This window comes from Parasphingomonas frigoris, assembly GCF_036663815.1.
Taxonomy (GTDB): domain Bacteria; phylum Pseudomonadota; class Alphaproteobacteria; order Sphingomonadales; family Sphingomonadaceae; genus Sphingomonas.
The window spans coordinates 156250-175219 of record NZ_JAXOJQ010000005.1 but is presented as its reverse complement, the minus strand read 5'-3'; the positions used below and the strand labels follow the sequence as shown (position 1 = coordinate 175219).

The window sequence follows — 18970 nt, the reverse complement described above, 5'->3', positions numbered from 1 at the left end:
CGGCGATCTCGTCTCGGCGCTATAAATGTCGCCTTTGGTAACCGGTGTCAACGGCCTTTGTGAATCAGCTGCCCGGCTGAATGTAGGGGACGCGGGCGAACAGTTCGCGCTGCCACCGGCGCGGATCGTCGGCCGCTTGCGGCACCGTGTCGAACATCATCGTCGTGCGGCGGGCGAGGTCGTAGCGCGGCCAAGCCGGCAGTCCGGCATGGTTGGGATCGCCGCTCCGCGCGAAGGCAGCGAAGCTGTCCTGCATCGCGCGCGACGCGGCGCGGGCGTCTGCGCCGACCCCGGTCTGCGATCCGCTTGCGCCGAGCGTTCCGAACACCAGCGGGATATCCATCGTGTGGAAGGCGCCGCGCCGTGGGTCGGTGCGCGACCCGAAATTGACCTGATAGACCCAAGCCGGCGCTCCGGCGCGTGCGCGCGCCTCGGCCTCGATCACTTGTCCGCGCCAGCTCCGCCCCGCAGTGGTCGCGCCGTAGAACACGTCGACCGGCGACCAATCGGGGAAATGCGCGCGATATTCGGACACGACCCATTCGGGGAGCACGTCGATCCGCAATTCGGGCGCCATGCGCGCGGCGATGTTGTCCCAGCCGAGCCCCTTGAGCTTGGGGCCATCGATCGGGATGAAGCCGCGCGTCTCGTCGCGGACATTGCCGAGGATCAGCGGAATGCCGAGCCCCTGTGGATTGGCGTCGGGCCAGAACGGGTGGCGCACCAGCCATTTCATGTCGAGCACCGGCCCGAAATAGACCCCGCCGCCCAAAATCGGATCGGTCGCGTCGAGCGCGGCGACGAGCCGTTCGGGCGGCATCGCGAGCAACGGCGCGAGGTTGCGCTCTTCGACGCCGAGCCTGGCGAGATAGGCGCGCGTGCGCGCGGTCGCGTTGAGCGGGCCCGAGGCGGTGACTTGCTGCCCGCTCATCGTCGCCGCGCGCTGGAACAGCCCGCGTGCGGCGGGCATCCCCATCATCGTAGCGATCTTCGCGCCGCCGCCCGACTGGCCGAACACCATCACGAGGTTCGGATCGCCGCCGAACGCCGCGATATTGTCGCGCACCCATTTCAGCGCGAGGATCAGGTCAAGCTGCCCGGCATTGCCGCTGTCGGCAAAGCGCGGATCGAGCCGCGCAAGATAGAGATAGCCGAGCGCATTGAGCCGGTGGTTGACGGTGACGACAATGACATCGCCGCGCGCCGCAAGCGTCGCGCCGTCGTTGAGCGGATCGGTGACGCTGCCGTTCGAATAAGCGCCGCCGTGGATGTAGAGCAGCACCGGCTTCGCGCGCGCCGCGCCCGGGCCAGTCCAGATGTTGAGGAACAGGCAGTCTTCGGATTGCGCGCCGTAGCCGGTCCCGCTCTGCGGTGCGACTGGGCCGAACTGATCGGCGCGGTGGACGTCGCTGCCGTAGCGGAACGAGGTCGGCGCGCGAAAGCGCTCGGCGCGACCGTAGCGGATGCCGCGGTACGCGACCGTGGTTCCGTCCCGGACGCCTTCGAAGCGGCCGGCCTGACACGCGATGGTGCGCGGCGCGGCAGGTCCCGCCGCGCGCAATCCGCTCGCGCCGAGCGCCAGCGTCGCCGCGCCGCTGCCGAGCAGCGCGCGGCGCGTCAGCTCAGCGGCGGACATCGAGCCCGCCTGCCAGATACGCATCGATATCGGACTGACGGAACAGGGAGGCATCGCCCGGAAGCGAATGCTTCAATGCGGCGAGCGCGAGGCCGGTCCTGGCCGCTTCGCCAATGTCGCCACCGCGCCGCAAGGCATGGAGCACGCCCGCCGCAAACGCATCGCCGCCACCGATCCGGTCGACGATCCCGGCGAGGACGACTTCCTCGGTTTGAGCATGCCCCTCGCGCGTATCGATCCGCGCCGAAAGACGGTGGAGATCGACATGCTCGACGTGCCGCGCGGTCGAGGCGATCGTCTGCAGCTTGGGGAAGGCCTCGAATGCCGCGTCGACGCCTTCGCGCCGACGATTTTCGCCATCGCTGCCGAAGTCGCGGTCGAGCAGCAGCGCGATGTCACGGTGGTTGCCGAACATCAGATCGGCATGCGCGACCAATTGCGTCAGGATGCCGCGCGGGTCGCTGTCCCACCGCTCCCACAATTTACCGCGCCAATTGCCGTCGAACGAGATCGCGATGCCCTTGGCCGCCGCCGCCTCGGCCGCCGCGATCGCGCTGGCGGCGGGGACTGGCCCGAGCGCGGGGGTGATGCCCGACAAATGCAGCCGGTCGACGCCGTCGAGCAGCGCGTCCCAGTCCCACGCTTCGGTCGGCGTCTCGGCGAAGGACGAGTAAGCGCGGTCGTAGATCACTTCAGTCGCGCGCAGGCCGGCGCCCGAAGTGACGAAATACAGCCCCATCCGCTCGCCACGCAGCAGGATGCTTTTGGTGTCGACCCCCGACCCGCGCAGGCTGGTCAGCGCCGCGCGGCCGAGATCGTTGTCGGGCACCGCACTCGCGACTGCGACGTCATGCCCGAGCCGGGCCAGCGCGCTGGCGACATTGGCCTCGGCGCCGGCGATCCACACGTCGAGCTTGGGAGTCTGCATCAGCAGTTCACGCCCCGGCGGCGACAGGCGCAGCATGAGTTCGCCGAAAGCCAGAAACGTCATGTGTCGATACCCCTTACGTCACCCCGGCCTTGTGCCGGGGTCCACTCCTCAACTTGGCAACCCCGCTTGCGGCGCGGTGGACCCCGGCACAAGGCCGGGGTGACGGTTGAAGGCTCAGCGTGCCAGCCAGCCGCCATCGACCGCAAGGATATGCCCTTGCACATAGGCCGCCGCCGCGCTGCACAGAAACACCGCCGCGCCGCCAAGATCGCTCGCATCGCCCCACTTGCCCGCCGGAATGCGCTCGAGGATCGAGCGGTTGCGGTTCTCGTCGGCCTGCAGCGCCGCGGTGTTGTTGGTCGCGATATAGCCAGGCGCGATCGCGTTGACGTTGATCCCCTTACCCGCCCATTCGTTGGCGAGCAGCTTGGTGAGGCCGCCGATCCCGCTCTTCGACGCGGTATAGCTCGGCACGCGAATGCCGCCCTGGAAGGTCAGCATCGAGGCGATATTGACGATCTTGCCGCCGCCATTGGCGATCATGTGGCGCCCGGCTGCCTGGCACAGGAAGAAGACCGACTTGAGGTTGGTGTCGACCACCGCGTCCCAATCTTCCTCGGTGAAATCGACCGCGTCGGCGCGGCGAATGATGCCGGCATTGTTGATGAGGATGTCGAGCCCGCCGAGCTTATCCACCGTTTCATCCACGACTCTTTGCACAGGCGCGATCGTCGACAGATCGGCCGAGACGATTTCGGCGCGGCGTCCTAGCGCGCGGATCTGCGCGACCGTCTCCTCGGCAGGGGTGCGGCCGACGCAGGCGACGTCGGCGCCGGCGGCGGCAAGCGCGACGGCGATCGCCTGGCCGATGCCGGTGTTGGCGCCGGTGACGATGGCGACCTTGTTGGTGAGATCGAAGGGATTGGTCATTGCATACGCTCCTCCCCTCCCTGGAAGGGAGGGGTTGGGGGTGGGTTGGTCAAGGGCGGGTGTCGGACCCACAACGGGCCGACCCACCCCCGCCCCCTCCCTTCCAGGGAGGGGAGCAAGACGGCTACGCCAGCTGGCAGATATCCAGCACGTTCATGTCGGTATAGTCCTGGTTCTCGCCCGCCATCGCCCAGATGAAAGCGTACGCCTTGGTGCCCGAGCCCATGTGGATCGACCAGGGCGGGCTGATCACCGCTTCCTCGTTCGCCATCACGATGTGACGCGTCGCTTCGCCCTCGCCCATATAGTGGAACACGCGGTCCTTCTCGAGATCGTCGAGCTCGAAGTAGAAATAGATCTCGCTGCGCCGCTCATGGATGTGCGGCGGCATCGTGTTCCACACCGAGCCCGGCTTGAGCACGGTCAGGCCCATCACCAGCTGCGCGCTGTCGCAAATGCCGGGGATTACCATCTGGAAGATCGTCCGCTCGTTCGATTCCGCGAGGCTCCCGCGCTCGAGCGCGGTCGCATCCTTGGTCGAGATCAGCTTGGTCGCGAACGCCTTGTGCGCCGGGCATGACGCCAGATAGAAGCGCGCGCCTTCGCCCGAAAACTGCACGTCCTTCGCGCCCATCGTGACGTAGAGGCAGTCCTTGTTGCCGAGCGTGAAGACCTCGCCGTCGACGGTGACGGTGCCTTGCGCCGATCCGACATTGACGACCGCGAGCTCGCGCCGTTCGAGGAAGGGATGCCCCGCCGCCGAGGCCGGCTCGGTCTGGTCGGGCAGCTTCACCGCACCACCCGCAACCGCGACGCCGCCGATCACGAAACGCTCGGCATGCGTGTAGTTGAGCACGCATTCGCCGGCGCGGAACAGATCCTGGATCAGATAGCGATCGCGCAATTCGTCATTCGAGACGCATTCCATCATGTCGGGATGCGTGGCGTAATAAGTACGGTCGAACATGGGGAGGCTCTCCGGGGTCAGGCCGCTTTGGCGGCGGCTTCGGGTTGGTCGATACGGTAAGCGCGGCGGACGAGGCCGCTGGTCAGCTCGTGTGCGAGATCGGCGGCTTCCCAATCCTCGAGCCGGTGCTCTGCGACGAGCTGCGCGAGGAAACCGCAATCGATCCGCCGCGCGACATCGTGCCGCGCCGGAATCGACAGGAAGGCGCGCGTATCGTCGTTGAAGCCGACGGTGTTGTAGAAGCCCGCGGTCTCGGTGGTCATTTCTCGGAAGCGGCGCATCCCCTCGGGGCTGTCATGGAACCACCACGACGGCCCGAGCTTGAGGCACGGATAATGCCCGGCCAGCGGCGCCAATTCTCTCGCGTAGACGCTTTCGTCGAGCGTGAAGAGGATGATCGACAGCGCGGTCGAGGTGCCGAACCGGTCGAGCAGCGGTTTCAGCGCGTTGACGTAATCGGTGCGCATCGGGATGTCGGCGCCCTTGTCGCGGCCGTGGCTCGCGAACAGGCCGGCATTGTGATTGCGGAACGAGCCCGGATGGATCTGCATCACCATCCCGTCCTCGATCGACATCGCCGCCATCTCGGTCAGCATCTGCGCGCGGAACAGCTCGGCATCCGCCGGGGTCCAGCTGCCGCCGACGATCTTCGCGAACAGCGCCTCGGCCTCTTGCGCCGACAGGTTGGCGGTGGCGGCGGTCGGGTGACCGTGGTCGGTCGCGGTCGCGCCCGCTGCGCGGAAGTCGGCGCGGCGCTTGCGATGCGCGGCGAGATACCCACTCCAGCTGTACACGTCCTCGCCGGTCAGCTCGGCGAAGCGCGTCATCGCGCGGCCGAACTGCTCATGCTCGACGTCGATCACGCCATCGGGCCGATACGTCGTGACGACGCGCCCACCCCAGCCCGACGCGCGGATGCGGTGATGCGCCCCGAGATCGTCCTGCGGGCCCTCGGTCGTCGCGAGAAAATCGATCTTGAAGCGATCGAACAGCGCCCGCGGCCGGAACGCCGGGCTGGCGAGCTTCTCGGCGATCGTATCGAAATACAGGTCGGCAGTGCTGGCATCGAGCGCGACGTCGAAGCCGAACACCTCGGCAAAGACATGGTCGAGCCACAGGCGAGACGGCGTGCCGCGGAACAGGTGGACGTTCTGCGCGAACAACCGCCACGCTTCGCGCGGATCGGTCGCGGGGACGCCGGCGCGGCTCGGGATGGCGAGCGCGTCGAGGTCGACGCCCTGGCTGTAGAGCATGCGGAAAATATAGTGATCGGGCGCGAGCAGCAGCGCGGTCGCATCGCTCCACGGCGCATCGTCGGCGAACCAGCCGGCATCGGTGTGGCCGTGCGGGCTGACGATCGGCAGGTCGGCGATCTCGGCATAGAGCGTGCGCGCGATCGCCCGCGTCGCGGGGTCGCTCGGGAACAGCCGATCGGGGTTCAGGACGAGCGGTCGTGTCATTCTCAATCTCCTCCCCGCCAGTCTTTGGCGGGCTTGGTAACCGGTGTCAGCTTGGGTCGCAAGATCGATCCGCGCAAATCCGTCAGTGGCTCGGTGCCGCGACCGAGGCGCGGCGGATCAGCGTCGACAGGAAGAGCGACGGCTCCTCGACGATATCCTCGCCGTCGAGCCCGGCGGTCAGCTTCAGCGCGGCGGAACGCGCCATCGAGGCGATCGGCCAGCGCACCGTCGTCAGTGGCGGCCAGACATGCGCGGCAACCGGCGTATCGTCGAACCCGACGATCGACAGATCCTTCGGGATATCGAGCCCGCGTTGCCGCGCGGCGTGCATCACGCCAGCCGCCATCTCGTCGTTGCACGCGAAGATCGCGGTCGGCCGCGGCATCAGGTCGAGCAGGCGCTCGGCCGCGGTCAGCCCCGATTCGAAGGTATAATTGCCGTCGGCGATCATACTGCGCGGCAGGGCGATCCCGGCATTGGCGAGCGCCTGCTCGAACCCCAGCCGCCGTTCGCGCGCCGAGCGGAAGCCGTGCGGCCCGGCGATCAGCCCGATCCGGCGATGCCCCTGCGCGATGAGATATTCGGTCGCGCCGCGCACCGCCTCGCAATCGTTCGACGCGACCATATGGTCATTATCGTCGAGCGGCGCCGATCCCATCCGGACATAGCGGCACCCGATCTCGGCGCAGAGCTTGGCGATCGTGTCATTCTCGCTGATCGGCGGCAGCAGCACGAGCCCGAACAGCCGCTGCCGCTCGAGGAAATGCCGCAGATCGACCAGCATCGTCGCCGAGCCGCGATCGACCGGGCGCACCACCAGCTCGAACTCGGTGCCGTGCAGCGCCTCGAGAATGCCCTGCTGGACGTTCATCACCATCTGCGCATTGGGATTGTCGTGGACGAGCCCGATCAGGAAATTGCGCCTGAGCGCCAGCGCGCGCGCCTGCGGGTTGGGGATGTAGGCGAGATCGGCGATGACCTCCTCGACACGGCGGCGCGTATCCTCGTTGAGCAGCGGCGAGCGATTGATCACCCGGCTGACGGTCTTCTTCGAAACGCCCGCGATCCGCGCGACATCGTTGATCGTCGGTTGTCCGCTGCTCTTCATAAGCGACAGGCATAACCGCGAGTGCACCGCTTTGGCTAGTGGTCTGACCAGCTTGCATGCGCGACGCTCCTGCCGCTATGTCCGCGCACCCCGGGCGCCCTTGTCGGCGGCACGGCATGGAGGCGATGCGATGACCGGTCTCAGCTATGACACACTGGCGACGCTGCCGGCGAGCGTCGTCCGGTCGGCGCGCACCGCGCCGCCGACAACCGGGATCGTCCATTTCGGTCCTGGCGCGTTCCACCGCGCGCATCAGGCGACCTATATCGACACGCTGCTCGACCAGGATCCGAGCTGGGGCATCGCCGCCGTCTCGCTGCGCAGCGCCGGCACCGTCGCCGCGCTGGCGGCGCAGCAGGGCCTCTACACGCTGGCGATTCGCGATGCCGAACCGAGCTATCGTATCATCGCCGCGCACAGCCGCTTCCTCGGCCCCGACGATGCCGCCGCGACGCAGGCGTTGCTCGCCGATCCCGCGGTCAAGCTGGTGACGACAACGGTGACCGAGAAGGGCTATTGCCTCGCCGCCGACGGCACGCTCGACCGCGCGCATCCTGACATTGTCCACGATCTCGCCGCTCCGGCGGTTGCGCGCAGCGTGATCGGCTGGATCGTCGGCGGGCTCGCCGCGCGCCGCGCCTCGGGGCTCGCGCCCTACATAGTGCTCCCGTGCGACAATCTCGCGAGCAACGGCGCCAAGGTGAAGGCCGCGCTCGTCGCCTTCGCCGCCGAGACCGACGCGGCGCTGGCGGCGTGGATCGAGGCCGAAGTGCAGGTGCCGGGAACGATGGTCGATTCGATCACGCCGGCGTCCGACGACGCGCTCTATGCCGATGTCGCCGCCGCACTCGGCGTCGCCGATCGCGCGGCGGTGCAGCGCGAAGCCTTCACGCAATGGGTGATCGAGGATGTCGGCTCGCCGGTCTGCGCCGCGCTCGCGCGGGCCGGCGGGACGTTGACCGACAATGTCGCGGGCTATGAGCAGGCCAAGTTGCGCGTGCTCAACGGGTCGCATTCGACGCTCGCTTATGCCGGGCTGCTGCGCGGCCATACCAGCGTCGCCGAAGCGATGGCCGATCCGGCGCTCGCGGCGCTGGTCGATGCGATGATCCGCGACGATATCGTGCCGACGCTCCAGCCCGTCTCCGGGCTCGATCTCGACGCCTATCGCGCGGCGGTGCTCGCGCGCTTCCGCAACCCGATGATCGTCCACCGGCTCGACCAGATCGCGATCGATGGCAGCCAGAAGATCCCCTACCGCCTCGGCGATACGCTCGCCGCGCGGCGGGCGGCGGGCGCGCTGCCGCGGCATGTCGTCGTCGCATTGGGCTGCTGGGTCGCCTTCCTGATGCAGCGTTCGCGCGCCGACGTGGCGATCGCCGATCCCGCCGCGACGGCGCTGGACGCGGCGGCGCGCGACGGGCGCGCGGCCGAGGTGCTCGATCGCCTTATCGCGGCCGGGCTCGGCTTCTCGAGCGGGCTGGCGCAGGATCGGCGGGCGGTCGACGCGATCGCCGCCGCCGCACAATCCGCGTTCGACGGCGACTGGCCGGCGGTGCTGTCGGGCTGATCGCGACGAGCGGATCGACCGCCCCTTGCCAATGACACCGGTTTCCCATACCCAGTCGCAGCAAGCCGCTACGACGGCAGAGGGGGGATAGCGACACGTGCAGCCCAAGACCGGCCAAGACAATATCACGCGGATCGCCACCGAATTCGTCAACGCGCGCCGCAGCGCGACGGCGTTGGTCGATTATCCCGGCACCATGCCCGCCGCACTGGCCGAGGCCTATGCGATGCAGGACGCCGCGATCGCGCTGACCGACACGCCGATTTCGGGGTGGAAGGTCGGGCGGATCAACCCGCCGTTTGAAGGCGCCGACCGACTCGCCGGGCCGATCTTCGCCGACCGCACCTTCGACGCGGGCGAAACGCCCCGCGCGATGCCGGTGTTCGCGGGCGGATTCGCGGCCGCCGAAGCCGAGTTCCTGCTGCGCATCGGCACCGCGCCCGATCCGGCCAAGCACAGCTACACGCTGGCCGAAGCGACCGCGCTGATCGACCGCGTCTGCGTCGGGATCGAGATCGCCAGCTCGCCCTTCGGCGGGATCAACGATCATGGCGCGGGCGTCACCATTTCCGATTTCGGCAACAATAATGGCCTGGTGATCGGCGACGCGATCCCCGACTGGCGCGAGCGCGATCTCAACGCGTGGGACGTCGAGCTGACCATCGACGGCGTCTCGACCGGCGTCGCCACCGCCGCGACGATGCTCGACGGCCCGTTCGGCGCGGCGCGCTTCCTGTTCGAGCTGATGGCGGTGCGCGGCATCGCCTTGTCGGCGGGACAGTGGATCTCGACCGGCGCGGTGAGCGGCGTCCACCCGGTCGAGGTCGGCGCGCAGGTCGTCGCGATCTTCGACCGCACCGTGCGGGTGGAGTGCAGCATCTCCGCGCAATAGCGATACGATCTCAACGATAGACCAACTCGGCAAAGGCCCGGCACAAGGGTCGCCGACAGGAGAGTGACGATGGCGACGGCCGAATTTCCGATCGACACCAGCCCGAGCGCAGCACCGGTGGCCGGCGCCGCCGGTCGCTATCGCTGGCTGATCTGCGGCCTGCTGTTTGCCGCCACCGCGATCAACTATGTCGACCGGCAGATGATCGGGCTGCTCAAGCCCAACATCTCGGGCGAATTCGGCTGGGACGAGAATGCCTATGCCGACGTCGTCTTCTGGTTCCAGGCGGCTTATGCGATCGGCTATGTTAGCTTCGGGTCGATCGTCGACCGGCTCGGCGCGCGGGTCGGCTATTCGCTCGCCTTCATTATCTGGACGGCCGGACACACGCTGTGCGGTTTTGCCGGCTCGACGCTGCAGTTCGCCGGCGCTCGCTTCGTGCTGGGCTTGGGCGAATCGGGCAATTTCCCGGCGGGCATCAAGGCGGTGTCGGAATGGTTTCCGGCGCGCGAACGCGCCTTTGCGACGGGCGTGTTCAACGCCGGCGCGAATATCGGCGCGGTGATCACGCCGCTGATCGTGCCGGCCATCACGCTCGCCTTCGGCTGGCGGATGGCGTTCATCGTCACCGGCGTGGCGAGTCTCGTCTGGCTCGTCGCCTGGATCGCCATCTATCGCCGCCCGCGTGAACAGCCGCGCGTCTCCGCCGCCGAGCTCGCCTACATCGAGAGCGATCCGGCCGATGCGAGCGGAAAGATGCCGTGGATCCAGCTGCTCGGCTATCGCGAGACCTGGGCCTATGCGCTCGGCAAGTTCCTGATCGACCCGATCTGGTGGCTGTTCCTGTTCTGGACGCCCGACTTCCTGTCGAAGGCTTATCACCTCGATCTCAAGAGCTTCGGACCGCCTTTGGTCGTGATCTACCTCATCTCCGATTTCGGCAGCATCGCTGGCGGCTGGTCGTCGTCGAAGCTGATGAAGCAGGGCTGGAGCGCCAATCGCGCGCGCAAGACGGTGATGCTGGTCTGCGCCTTCCTCGTCATGCCGATCTTCTTTGCGCAATATGTCGCCAACCTGTGGGCGGCAGTGGCGATCGTTGGCCTCGCGACCGCCGCGCACCAGGCCTTCTCGGCCAATCTCTATACGATCCCGTCGGACATGTTCCCGCGCAAGGCGGTCGGCTCGGTCGTCGGGATCGGCGGGATGGTCGGCGCGATCGGCGGGATGGGGATGGCCAAGTTCACCGGCTACATTCTGCAAACGACGGGCAGCTATACTTTGATCTTCGCGGTCGCCGGCAGCGTCTATCTGATCGCGGTCGGCGTGATTCACTTCCTCTCGCCGCGCCTGGCCCGCGTCGATGCGCTGTAAGGTCGGACTGGCGAGCCTGATCGCGATCGCGGTCGCGTCGCCGGCGATCGCGCAGGATGCGCCAAGGCACGGGGACGGCCTGCTGTTTCGCGTCTCGGCCGACAAAAGCCTGACCGCCGACGTGGCGGCTGGCGACCCCGTGCCGAACTTCCGCAGCAACGTGACAGTCGTCCCCGACGGCGCGATCGGCGGCGCGGCGCGCTGGGCCGACGACGGCTATGTCGCGTGGAAGGCGCCGGGCAATTTTCGCGCGCAGCGCGGCACGCTGAGCTTCTTCTGGCGGCCGCGCGAACCGCTCGGCCAAGCGCCGTTCGTGATCTTCCGCACAGGGTTTGCAGACCACACCAGCTGGGACATGGCGTTCCTGCGGATCGACTGGAACGGCCACGGCTTCGACGCCTTCGTTACCGACGCCAATCTCTCGCGCATCCGCGTCTCGTGGACGATTCCGCAGACACCCGCGGCCGACGCCTGGAAGCACATCGCCTTCGCGTGGGACGAGACCAAGGGCGTGCAGCTGTTCGTCGATGGCGCGCTGGTCTCGCGGAAGGATCAGGTCGCCGATCTTGATTCGGGGCTCGACCAGTTCGGGCTCGCCGGTCGCGTGATGTCGCCGCACCAGGTGCAGAGCCGCTACCATTTCATGCGCGGCAGCGATCTCGACGAGATCCGCGTCTACGATCACATGCTGCGCCCGGCGGATGTCGCGGCGCTCGCCGAGAAGCGCGAGCCGCTGGCCGTCGCGGCCGACACGACCGGCCGCCGCGCTGCCTGGCTCCACCGCTATGGCTGGGACAAGACGCTGCCGCCGCTGCTCGACGCGCCCGTCACCACGGTGCGGAAAGTCGAGTTCGCCGACGCGAAGGACCTCAAGCAATGGATGTGGAAGGGCGTCGACGGCATATCCGAGACGACCTGGCCCGGCGTCTACAACCGCTCGAAGCTCCCCGGTCGCGACGATTATTTCGAGCTGCCCGATTGGAACGTCTATGTCGAAGGCGGCAAGCGCTACGATCTGACCGTCCCGGCGGGCGAGCGCTTCAACCGCGTCGAGATCCGCGGCGCGGCCTATGGGTCGCTGCTGTGGTCGGATGGCGGCGCATCCTCCACGCTCGCGACGCGCGCGAAGGGCGTCGTGCGCAGCGTCACCACCACGCCCGAGCGGCAGGGCGGCACGCTGAGCTTCGTCAACACCATGCAGGAGCAGCCGATCCAGGAAGTGTGGGCGTATGACGTCCATGCCGGGTCCGAGCCCCCGGGACGTTTCAAACTATCCTACACCGTCGATGCCAACGCCTCGACCCGGATCGCGTCGCTCGCCCCGCTCGAAAGCTTCATCGCCGGCCGCTACGCCCCCGACGAGCGCAGCAGCGTCGTCGCGCTGCCGAGCGCGGGGATCAAGGCCGCGGTCGGTGCGGGCGCGGCGGGTGCCGGCGCGCCCGTCCAGCCGCGCAACGCGGGCCTGCCGATCGTCCACATCCTGATTCCGGCCAGCCTCGGCGACGCCTATCCCGACAAGCCGCTCGCGCGCGCGTTCGATTATGGCTGGCAAAACCTTCACGACGGGCTCGACGGCATCGCGATCGACCTCCCCGCGCTGAAAGGCAGCGGCCCGATCGCGCTGAACATCCGCGTGAAGGACCCGCTCTGGCCCGCGCGCGACATGATCGACCTGTCGGTCTCGGTCCGCCCCGGCGCGGCGCGCACGCTGTGGCTCGACCTGCGCGACCGCATCCTGTCGAACGACAGCCTCTATCTCAGCATCGCGTCGAGCGACGCGGGCTTCGACGCCGCCGCGCTCAACGGCGCCAAGATCCGGCTGGTGTTCAAGGACCGCGCCGCAGCGCTCCCAGACCATATCGCCGACCGGCTCAACCAGGTGAAGGACAATTGGGGCTTCCTCGTCGAGGAGCATACCGCCTCGAAGCGCGAGGCGCTCTACGCGCGCGTATTCGGCGACATCAGCGATCTGCTGCGCGTCGATCCCGACAATGTCCTCGCACGACAATATTGGGCCGACATCGATTATCGCCCCGAGAACATGCCGCCTTTCGTCCAGCCGACCGCCCCCGCGGACGTACCGCTGTGGGCGTTCCGCCAGCTCGAGGACCTCAAGCTTACGCGGCAGTTCGTCGACTGGTGGATCGACCATCGCCAGGTCCCCTATGGCGATTTCGGCGGCGGCATTTCCGACGATACCGACCTCACGCAGCAATGGCCCGGGCTCGCGCTGATGGGTGTCGAGCCCGACAAGATCAACGCATCGCTGCGTGCGCTTGCCGACGCATCGTACAAGAACGGCATGCGGGTGAATGGCCTCGGCTACATCACCACCGACGAGCTGCACGCCTATGAGGAAGGGCTCAACTCCGACGCCGAGCGGCTCTATCTGAATTGGGGCGAGCCGATCGCGGTCGAGCGGCTGATGGCGACCGCCAGGGCGTTGCAGGGCGTGATCCTAAAGAACCCCGCAGGCCATCTGCACTTCGCGAGCAACTGGTATGGCGGGCGGACGATGTACCGCGAAGGCGCGTGGGAATGGCAGAAGCCGTATAGCTGGACCGTCCTGCACGCGCCGATCTTGCTCGGCCTCTACAATGGGAACGCAGCGGCGCGCGATCTGGTGACGGGCACCGTCGATGGCTGGATGGCGCACGGCAAACAGGGCGCCGACGGGCTTTGGGCCTATCCCAACGAGATCAACTGGCGCAGCGACGCAACGCGCGCGGGCGACGGCGGCGGGGTGACGACGCCGCTGCAATCGGCCTGGGCGGCGTGGCGCTTCACCGGCGATGCGAAATATCTCCGCCCGATTGACGCGCGCGCGACCAAGGGCGGCGGCGCCGCGCTCGCCGAGTTCAATGAAAACGCCTTCACCGCGCTCCCGCAGGGTGCGGCGTTGCTGGCACGCGCGGGCAAGGGCGACGAGCCGTTCGCGCGCTATGCCGCCTGGTCGGCAAACGGCGATCTCGGCACGCTCGCCGCGCTCCACGCCGACGCGATCGCTGACAAATCGCAGCATATGGCGATGTACACCGAGGGGCATTGGTGGTCCGACCGCGTCGAGCAGCCCAACGAGATCCTCCAGCGCGAACGGCTCGGCGGGATCGCGCTCAGGCGCAACCAGACCTGGCCGGGCAACACCGTCAGCTGGCGCTTCGCGCAGGCGGGCGCCGCCGAGCAGGTCGCGATCCTGCTGCCCGGCGCGACGCCGACGCATTTCCGCGTGCTCGCGTACAACAGCACCGCCACCGCGCAGCGCGCGACGATGACCGCGTGGACCGTGACTGCGGGGCGCTGGTCGGTGCAGGCCTCGACCAGCAGCGACGAGGGCAAGACGCTCGTTCCCGCCGGCCCGGCGCAATCGCTGACGCTCGAACGCAGCGCCAGCACCGAGGTGACCTTCGCCCCCGCCACGACAACGGTGCTCGACTTCGCACTCGTCACCCCCGGCGATCCGGTCGAGACGCGGCCCGATCTCGGGATCGGCAGCGACGACGTGACGATCAGGGGCCGGACCGTCGCGGTGACGGTGCACAGCCTCGGCGCAGTGCCGGTTTCAGGCGGGCAGCTCCGCTTGCTGGCGGGCGAAACCGAGGTAGCCGCCGTCGCGATCCCGCCGCTCGCCGCGCCGACCGACCTGACGCCGAAGAGCGTGACGCTCACGCTCCGCCTGCCCGCCGGCGTCGACCCGAAGGCCCTCGTTGCCACCGTCGCGCTGCCAGGAGACGCGCCCGAGGTCACCCGGCTCAACAATCGCGTCGCGCTCGCGCGATGATCGGGCGGCGCACGCTGCTCGCGAGCGGCGCCGCGCTGGCGATTGCCCCGTGGCGTGCGGGCGCCGCGCTCCCCGACCTGCGCGCCGCGCTCGATGCCGCGCGCGCCGAACGCGATCCGGCGGCGGCGCTGCGCCTGCTGGCATCGTTCACGCCGGCGCCGCTCGCGCCATCCGCGCGGCTCGACCTGCTCACCGCGCGCGCGGGCTTCGCGATCGACGTCGAGATCGCCCGGCGCTTCGGCGTCGATCCGCGCGCCAAGGGCGCTGGCCCACGCGATCCGGCGTATCTCGCGCTGCTGCTCCGCCGCAAGCTCGGCGGAACGGGTGATCTGCGCGCGATCACCACGCGGCTCGAGCAGGAGCGCCAACTGTGCGAGACGCGCGCCACCGCGCTGTTCAATCGCATCCGCATAAACGGGGCCACCACCGGCGCGCGCTTCACGCGGCTGTGGCAGGACGAGCGCTATCCCGACAGCGATGCGGGGCGCGACGCCGCGGTTACGGAGATGAACGCCTGGCTCGGGCGTTTCCGCGCGCAAGTTCCCGCAGTGATCGGCGCGGTGCCCTCTTACTGCCTCGACGTCCGCGCGAGCCGCCCGACCTCTGCCGATCTCGCCGCCGGACACCTCGGCTTCCGCACCCTTCCCACCACCGGCCAACCCGGCGGCTATATCGTCGATCTCACGCATGTCGCCGATCGTCCGCGCTGGACGCTGCCGAGCGTCGCCGCGCACGAACTGCTCCCCGGCCACATGCTCCAGCTCCCGCTCGAAGCCGCCGCCGACCCGCATCCGCTGCGGCTCGAGTATGCGCCAGCCTTCCCCGAGGGGTGGGGCATCCATGCCGAGCGGCTGATCGCGGCGAGCGGCGCCTATGCCGCCGACCCGCGCGCCGAGCTCGGCTATCTCCACTGGCGGCTGTTCCGCATCGGCCGCGCGCTGGTCGACCTCGCGCTGCATGTCGACGCGATTTCGCCCGAAACCGCCCGCTCGCGCCTCGTCGCATGGCAAGGCGAGCCGGTCGCCTTCGCCCCGTTCGACGCCGACCTCGCGCGGATCGCGCAGGACCCTATGACGCGCGTCGCCGAGATGCTCGCGGCGCTGGCGATCGAGGATGGCGCGCGCGGTCGCGCCGGCGCACGCCTGCGGCGCTATCATCAGGCGGCGCTGGCCAATGGTCGGATGCGGACCGACGACCTCGCGCGCCTGAGCCGGAGCCTCGCATGACGATCACCCGCCGCGATACGTTCGCGCTCGCCGGTGGTGGCGCCGCGCTGCTGCTGCCCCAGGCGAGTCCCGCTGCCGCATCCGACATCCCGCTTTATCGCCGCGGGCGCGACCAGCAACGCGTTGCCGACCTCGCCGATGGGCGCTTTCTCAATCCGATCCTGTCGGGCGATCGCCCCGATCCCGCGATCCTGAAGGACGGCGCAGAGTATTATCTGACCTTCTCGAGCTTCGATTCCTATCCCGGGCTGATCTTGTGGCACTCGCGCGACCTGATCAACTGGCGCCCGATCGGCCCCGCGCTTCAGCGCAACATCGGCTCGGTCTGGGCGGTGAGCCTGGCCAAGCATGACGGGCGCTACTTCCTCTACATCCCGAGCAAGGCCGCGCCGGGCTCGGGACGCAATTCGATCTGGGTGATCCATGCCGAGTCGATCGCGGGGCCGTGGAGCGAGCCGATCGACCTAGGCCTGCCCGCGCATATCGATCCGTGCCACGCCGTCGGCGAGGACGGCTCGCGATGGCTGTTCCTGTCGGGCGGCGACCGCGTGCAGCTCGCCGCGGATGGGCTATCGACGATCGGCAAGCCCGAACACGTCTATGATCCGTGGCGTTATCCGAGCGACTGGGTGGTCGAGAGCTTCTCGCCCGAAGGTCCCAAGATCGTCCGCCACGGCGGCTATTTCTACCTCATCACCGCGGTCGGCGGGACCGCCGGGCCACCGACCGGGCATATGGTCATCGCCGCGCGGTCGCGTTCGATCCACGGGCCATGGCAGGATTGCCCCGCCAATCCGCTGGTGCGTACGCGCGGTCAAAGCGAACGCTGGTGGTCGCGCGGCCACGCCTCGCTGGTCGAAGGCCCGGCGGGCGACTGGTGGGCGCTCTATCACGGCTATGAGAATGGCTATTGGACGCTCGGCCGCCAGGCGCTGCTCGATCCGGTCGCGTGGAGCGCGGACGGCTGGTTCCGCATGACCGGCGGCGATCTGTCGCAGCCGCTGCCCGCCCCGCGCGGCGGGCGCGCGGTGCCACACGGCATGGCGCTGTCCGACCGCTTCGACCAGCCCGCGCTCGGCACGCGCTGGAGCTTCTTCCGCCCTGCCGCCGACGAAGCACAGCGCATGACGGTCGCGAACGGCACGCTCACACTCGCCGCATCCGGCACCGCGCCGGCCGACTCGGCGCCGCTGTTGCTCATCGCGGGCGACACGGCGTATCGCTTCGAGTGCGCGGTCGAGGTCGATCCCGGCACCACCGCGGGCCTCCTGCTCTTCTACGATCACGCGCTCTACTGCGGTTTGGGGTTCGATTCGGAACGCTTCGTGACGCATCAATATGGCCAGGAACGCGGGCGCCCGGCCAATCCGCACGGTGCGCGGCTGCGTCTGCGCGTCACCAACGACCGCCACATCGTCACGTATGACACGAGCCGCGACGACGGCCGCAGCTGGACGCGGTTCGATCGCGGGATGGAAGTGTCGGGCTATCACCACAATGTCCGCGGCGGCTTCCTGATGTTGCGCCCCGGTCTCTACGCCGCCGGCCGCGGCACCGCGCGCTTTCGCGATTTTCGCTTCACCGCTTTGTAGCCGATTGGGCGCTCGTGCGTTGAGAGATTCCCGATACGGACACGCACGACGTCAAACGGTATGGACAGTTTTGCCGCGTTAGTATCAATATGCCGTGCGGGAGTGGTCAGAACCAACAGGAGCAGGATGATGCAAGATTCGAGGATGCGGTTCGGTAAGGTGGCGCTTGGCGTGGCATGCGCCACGCTCGCGCTCGCGGCGTGCGCGAAAAAGGCAGAGACCGAAGACACCAGCACGACGACGACCACCACCACGGCTGCCGCCAATACGACGAGCGCGGCGCCTGCCGCCGCCCCCGCCGCGGCCCCTGCGGTCGCCGCTGCCAATACCGATACGATCGCCGGCGTGAAGCTCGCCGCCTATACGGGCGATGCCAAGAAGGGCGAGGCCGACTTCATCACCTGCAAGACCTGCCACGCGATCGAGGCCGGGGTGAACAAGATCGGACCGTCGCTCCATGCGGTCGTCGGACGCGCGGCCGGCTCGATCCCGGGCTTCACCTATTCCACGGCGAACAAGAACAGCGGTATTACCTGGACCGAGGAAAAGCTGTTCCAATATCTCGAAAATCCGCAGCGCGTCGTGCCGGGGACGAAGATGAGCTTCGCCGGCTGGCCCACCGACCCGCAGAAGCGCGCCGACGTGATCGCCTATCTGAAGGCCAATTCCTGAGCGACGACGGCCACGGGCCGGTGTGAAGCGAGGCGGTGCCGGGGGAAACCCCGGCACCGCCTTTGCTTTGCGCGCCCAGATTTGCTCAGCGGCGGCGCGCGAGGTCGGCCAGATGCGCCGGGAAGGACGCGGCAAGCGCCGTAGCGATCCACGGCCACGCCATCCCGGTCAAGGCGGCGCGCAGGGCGAGCAGAATCAGCGCGCCCGGCAACAGCGCCAGCGCCGCTGTGGCCAGGCCCCACCCCCGTGCCCGCGTCAGCCACACCATCTCGAGCAGCATGATCGCGAGGATGAGATCGACGGCATGGCCTTGCGCGAACAGCCAGGCGGCAAGCGCGCTCAGCCGAACGGCCCGTTCAACCGCGCGATGGTCATGGTGAGATAGCCCGCGAAGGTCACCCAGCCGAGATAGGGCAGCAGCAGCGCGCCGGCGCCCGACGAGCGCGGCCACACGACATAGATCCACACGCCGACCGAAACCCACCAGGCGACCGCCGCGATCGCCGCCCAGTCGGGCCGGTGGAAATGGAAGAAGAGCAGGCTCCACACGATGTTGAGGAAGCCGCTCAGCGCAAACAGCCCGATCATCCAGTCGGTGCCGTAGCGATCGGGCATCGCGCGCCAGCCGGTCACCGCCGACAGCGCGGTGCACAGATAGATGGCGGTCCACGCCACGGCATAGACCGCGTCGGGCGGTGCCCAGTGCGGCTTGATGAGGCCGGCGTACCACGGACCGACTTCGGTGATCGTCATCCCCATCACGACGACCGCCAGCGCGGCGGCGGCGGCGACCGCGATCGGCAGGCCCCAGGAGCGATGCATCCGCGGCGCGCCCAG

Annotated in this window: 15 protein-coding genes; 7 read left to right on the top strand and 8 right to left on the bottom strand. The window is 68.5% G+C overall.

Annotated features, from left to right (window positions below; genetic code table 11):
• Window positions 1-64 precede the first annotated feature (64 nt).
• The 6 genes from U1872_RS16680 to U1872_RS16655 all read right to left on the bottom strand — a co-directional run bounded on the left by U1872_RS16680 (window position 65) and on the right by U1872_RS16655 (window position 7032).
• Entirely contained in the window at window positions 65-1636 is a 1572-nt protein-coding gene (locus U1872_RS16680) for a carboxylesterase/lipase family protein (protein ID WP_332794043.1), read from the bottom strand.
• Window positions 1623-2627 carry a sugar kinase gene (locus tag U1872_RS16675; RefSeq protein WP_332794042.1) on the bottom strand — a complete coding sequence of 335 codons (1005 nt, stop codon included), beginning with the start codon at window positions 2625-2627 and terminating at the stop codon, window positions 1623-1625. The genes U1872_RS16680 and U1872_RS16675 overlap by 14 nt, the downstream gene beginning before the upstream one ends.
• Before the next feature lie 114 nt (window positions 2628-2741).
• Window positions 2742-3497, bottom strand: a complete 756-nt coding sequence (kduD, locus tag U1872_RS16670; protein ID WP_332794041.1) for a 2-dehydro-3-deoxy-D-gluconate 5-dehydrogenase KduD — start codon at window positions 3495-3497, stop codon at window positions 2742-2744.
• 124 nt (window positions 3498-3621) lie between these two features.
• Window positions 3622-4464 (bottom strand): 5-dehydro-4-deoxy-D-glucuronate isomerase, encoded by an 843-nt coding sequence (gene kduI, locus U1872_RS16665; protein WP_332794040.1) that lies wholly within the window; start codon window positions 4462-4464, stop codon window positions 3622-3624.
• A 17-nt stretch (window positions 4465-4481) separates the two neighbouring features.
• Complete coding sequence (gene uxaC / locus U1872_RS16660; protein ID WP_332794039.1) at window positions 4482-5924, bottom strand: glucuronate isomerase; 1443 nt, start codon at window positions 5922-5924, stop codon at window positions 4482-4484.
• Between the two features lie 82 nt (window positions 5925-6006).
• The gene (locus U1872_RS16655; RefSeq protein ID WP_332794038.1) at window positions 6007-7032 is read right to left on the bottom strand and encodes a LacI family DNA-binding transcriptional regulator; all 1026 of its coding nucleotides are present in this window, start codon (window positions 7030-7032) and stop codon (window positions 6007-6009) included.
• 130 nt (window positions 7033-7162) lie between these two features.
• On the opposite strand from U1872_RS16655, the gene U1872_RS16650 reads away from it, so the two are divergent.
• The 7 genes from U1872_RS16650 to U1872_RS16620 all read left to right on the top strand — a co-directional run bounded on the left by U1872_RS16650 (window position 7163) and on the right by U1872_RS16620 (window position 18133).
• Window positions 7163-8602 carry a mannitol dehydrogenase family protein gene (locus tag U1872_RS16650; RefSeq protein WP_332794037.1) on the top strand — a complete coding sequence of 480 codons (1440 nt, stop codon included), beginning with the start codon at window positions 7163-7165 and terminating at the stop codon, window positions 8600-8602.
• 97 nt (window positions 8603-8699) lie between these two features.
• Entirely contained in the window at window positions 8700-9494 is a 795-nt protein-coding gene (locus tag U1872_RS16645; RefSeq protein WP_332794036.1) for a 2-keto-4-pentenoate hydratase, read from the top strand.
• A 69-nt stretch (window positions 9495-9563) separates the two neighbouring features.
• Complete coding sequence (locus U1872_RS16640; RefSeq protein ID WP_332794035.1) at window positions 9564-10865, top strand: MFS transporter; 1302 nt, start codon at window positions 9564-9566, stop codon at window positions 10863-10865.
• Window positions 10855-14643 (top strand): LamG-like jellyroll fold domain-containing protein, encoded by a 3789-nt coding sequence (locus tag U1872_RS16635; RefSeq protein ID WP_332794034.1) that lies wholly within the window; start codon window positions 10855-10857, stop codon window positions 14641-14643. Before U1872_RS16640 ends, U1872_RS16635 begins: the two co-directional genes overlap by 11 nt.
• Window positions 14640-15869 (top strand): DUF885 family protein, encoded by a 1230-nt coding sequence (locus U1872_RS16630; protein WP_332794033.1) that lies wholly within the window; start codon window positions 14640-14642, stop codon window positions 15867-15869. Before U1872_RS16635 ends, U1872_RS16630 begins: the two co-directional genes overlap by 4 nt.
• Window positions 15866-17461: a family 43 glycosylhydrolase gene (locus U1872_RS16625; protein WP_332794032.1), complete on the top strand. Its 1596-nt coding sequence runs from the start codon at window positions 15866-15868 to the stop codon at window positions 17459-17461. The genes U1872_RS16630 and U1872_RS16625 overlap by 4 nt, the downstream gene beginning before the upstream one ends.
• 144 nt (window positions 17462-17605) lie before the next feature.
• Window positions 17606-18133 carry a c-type cytochrome gene (locus U1872_RS16620; RefSeq protein ID WP_332794031.1) on the top strand — a complete coding sequence of 176 codons (528 nt, stop codon included), beginning with the start codon at window positions 17606-17608 and terminating at the stop codon, window positions 18131-18133.
• A gap of 85 nt (window positions 18134-18218) precedes the next feature.
• On the opposite strand, the gene U1872_RS16615 is transcribed toward U1872_RS16620, so the two are convergent.
• A complete protein-coding gene (locus U1872_RS16615; RefSeq protein WP_332794030.1) occupies window positions 18219-18413 on the bottom strand; it encodes a hypothetical protein in 195 nt (64 codons plus the stop codon).
• Between the two features lie 59 nt (window positions 18414-18472).
• Window positions 18473-18955 carry a TspO/MBR family protein gene (locus U1872_RS16610; RefSeq protein WP_332794029.1) on the bottom strand — a complete coding sequence of 161 codons (483 nt, stop codon included), beginning with the start codon at window positions 18953-18955 and terminating at the stop codon, window positions 18473-18475.
• Between the last annotated feature and the right edge of the window lie 15 nt (window positions 18956-18970).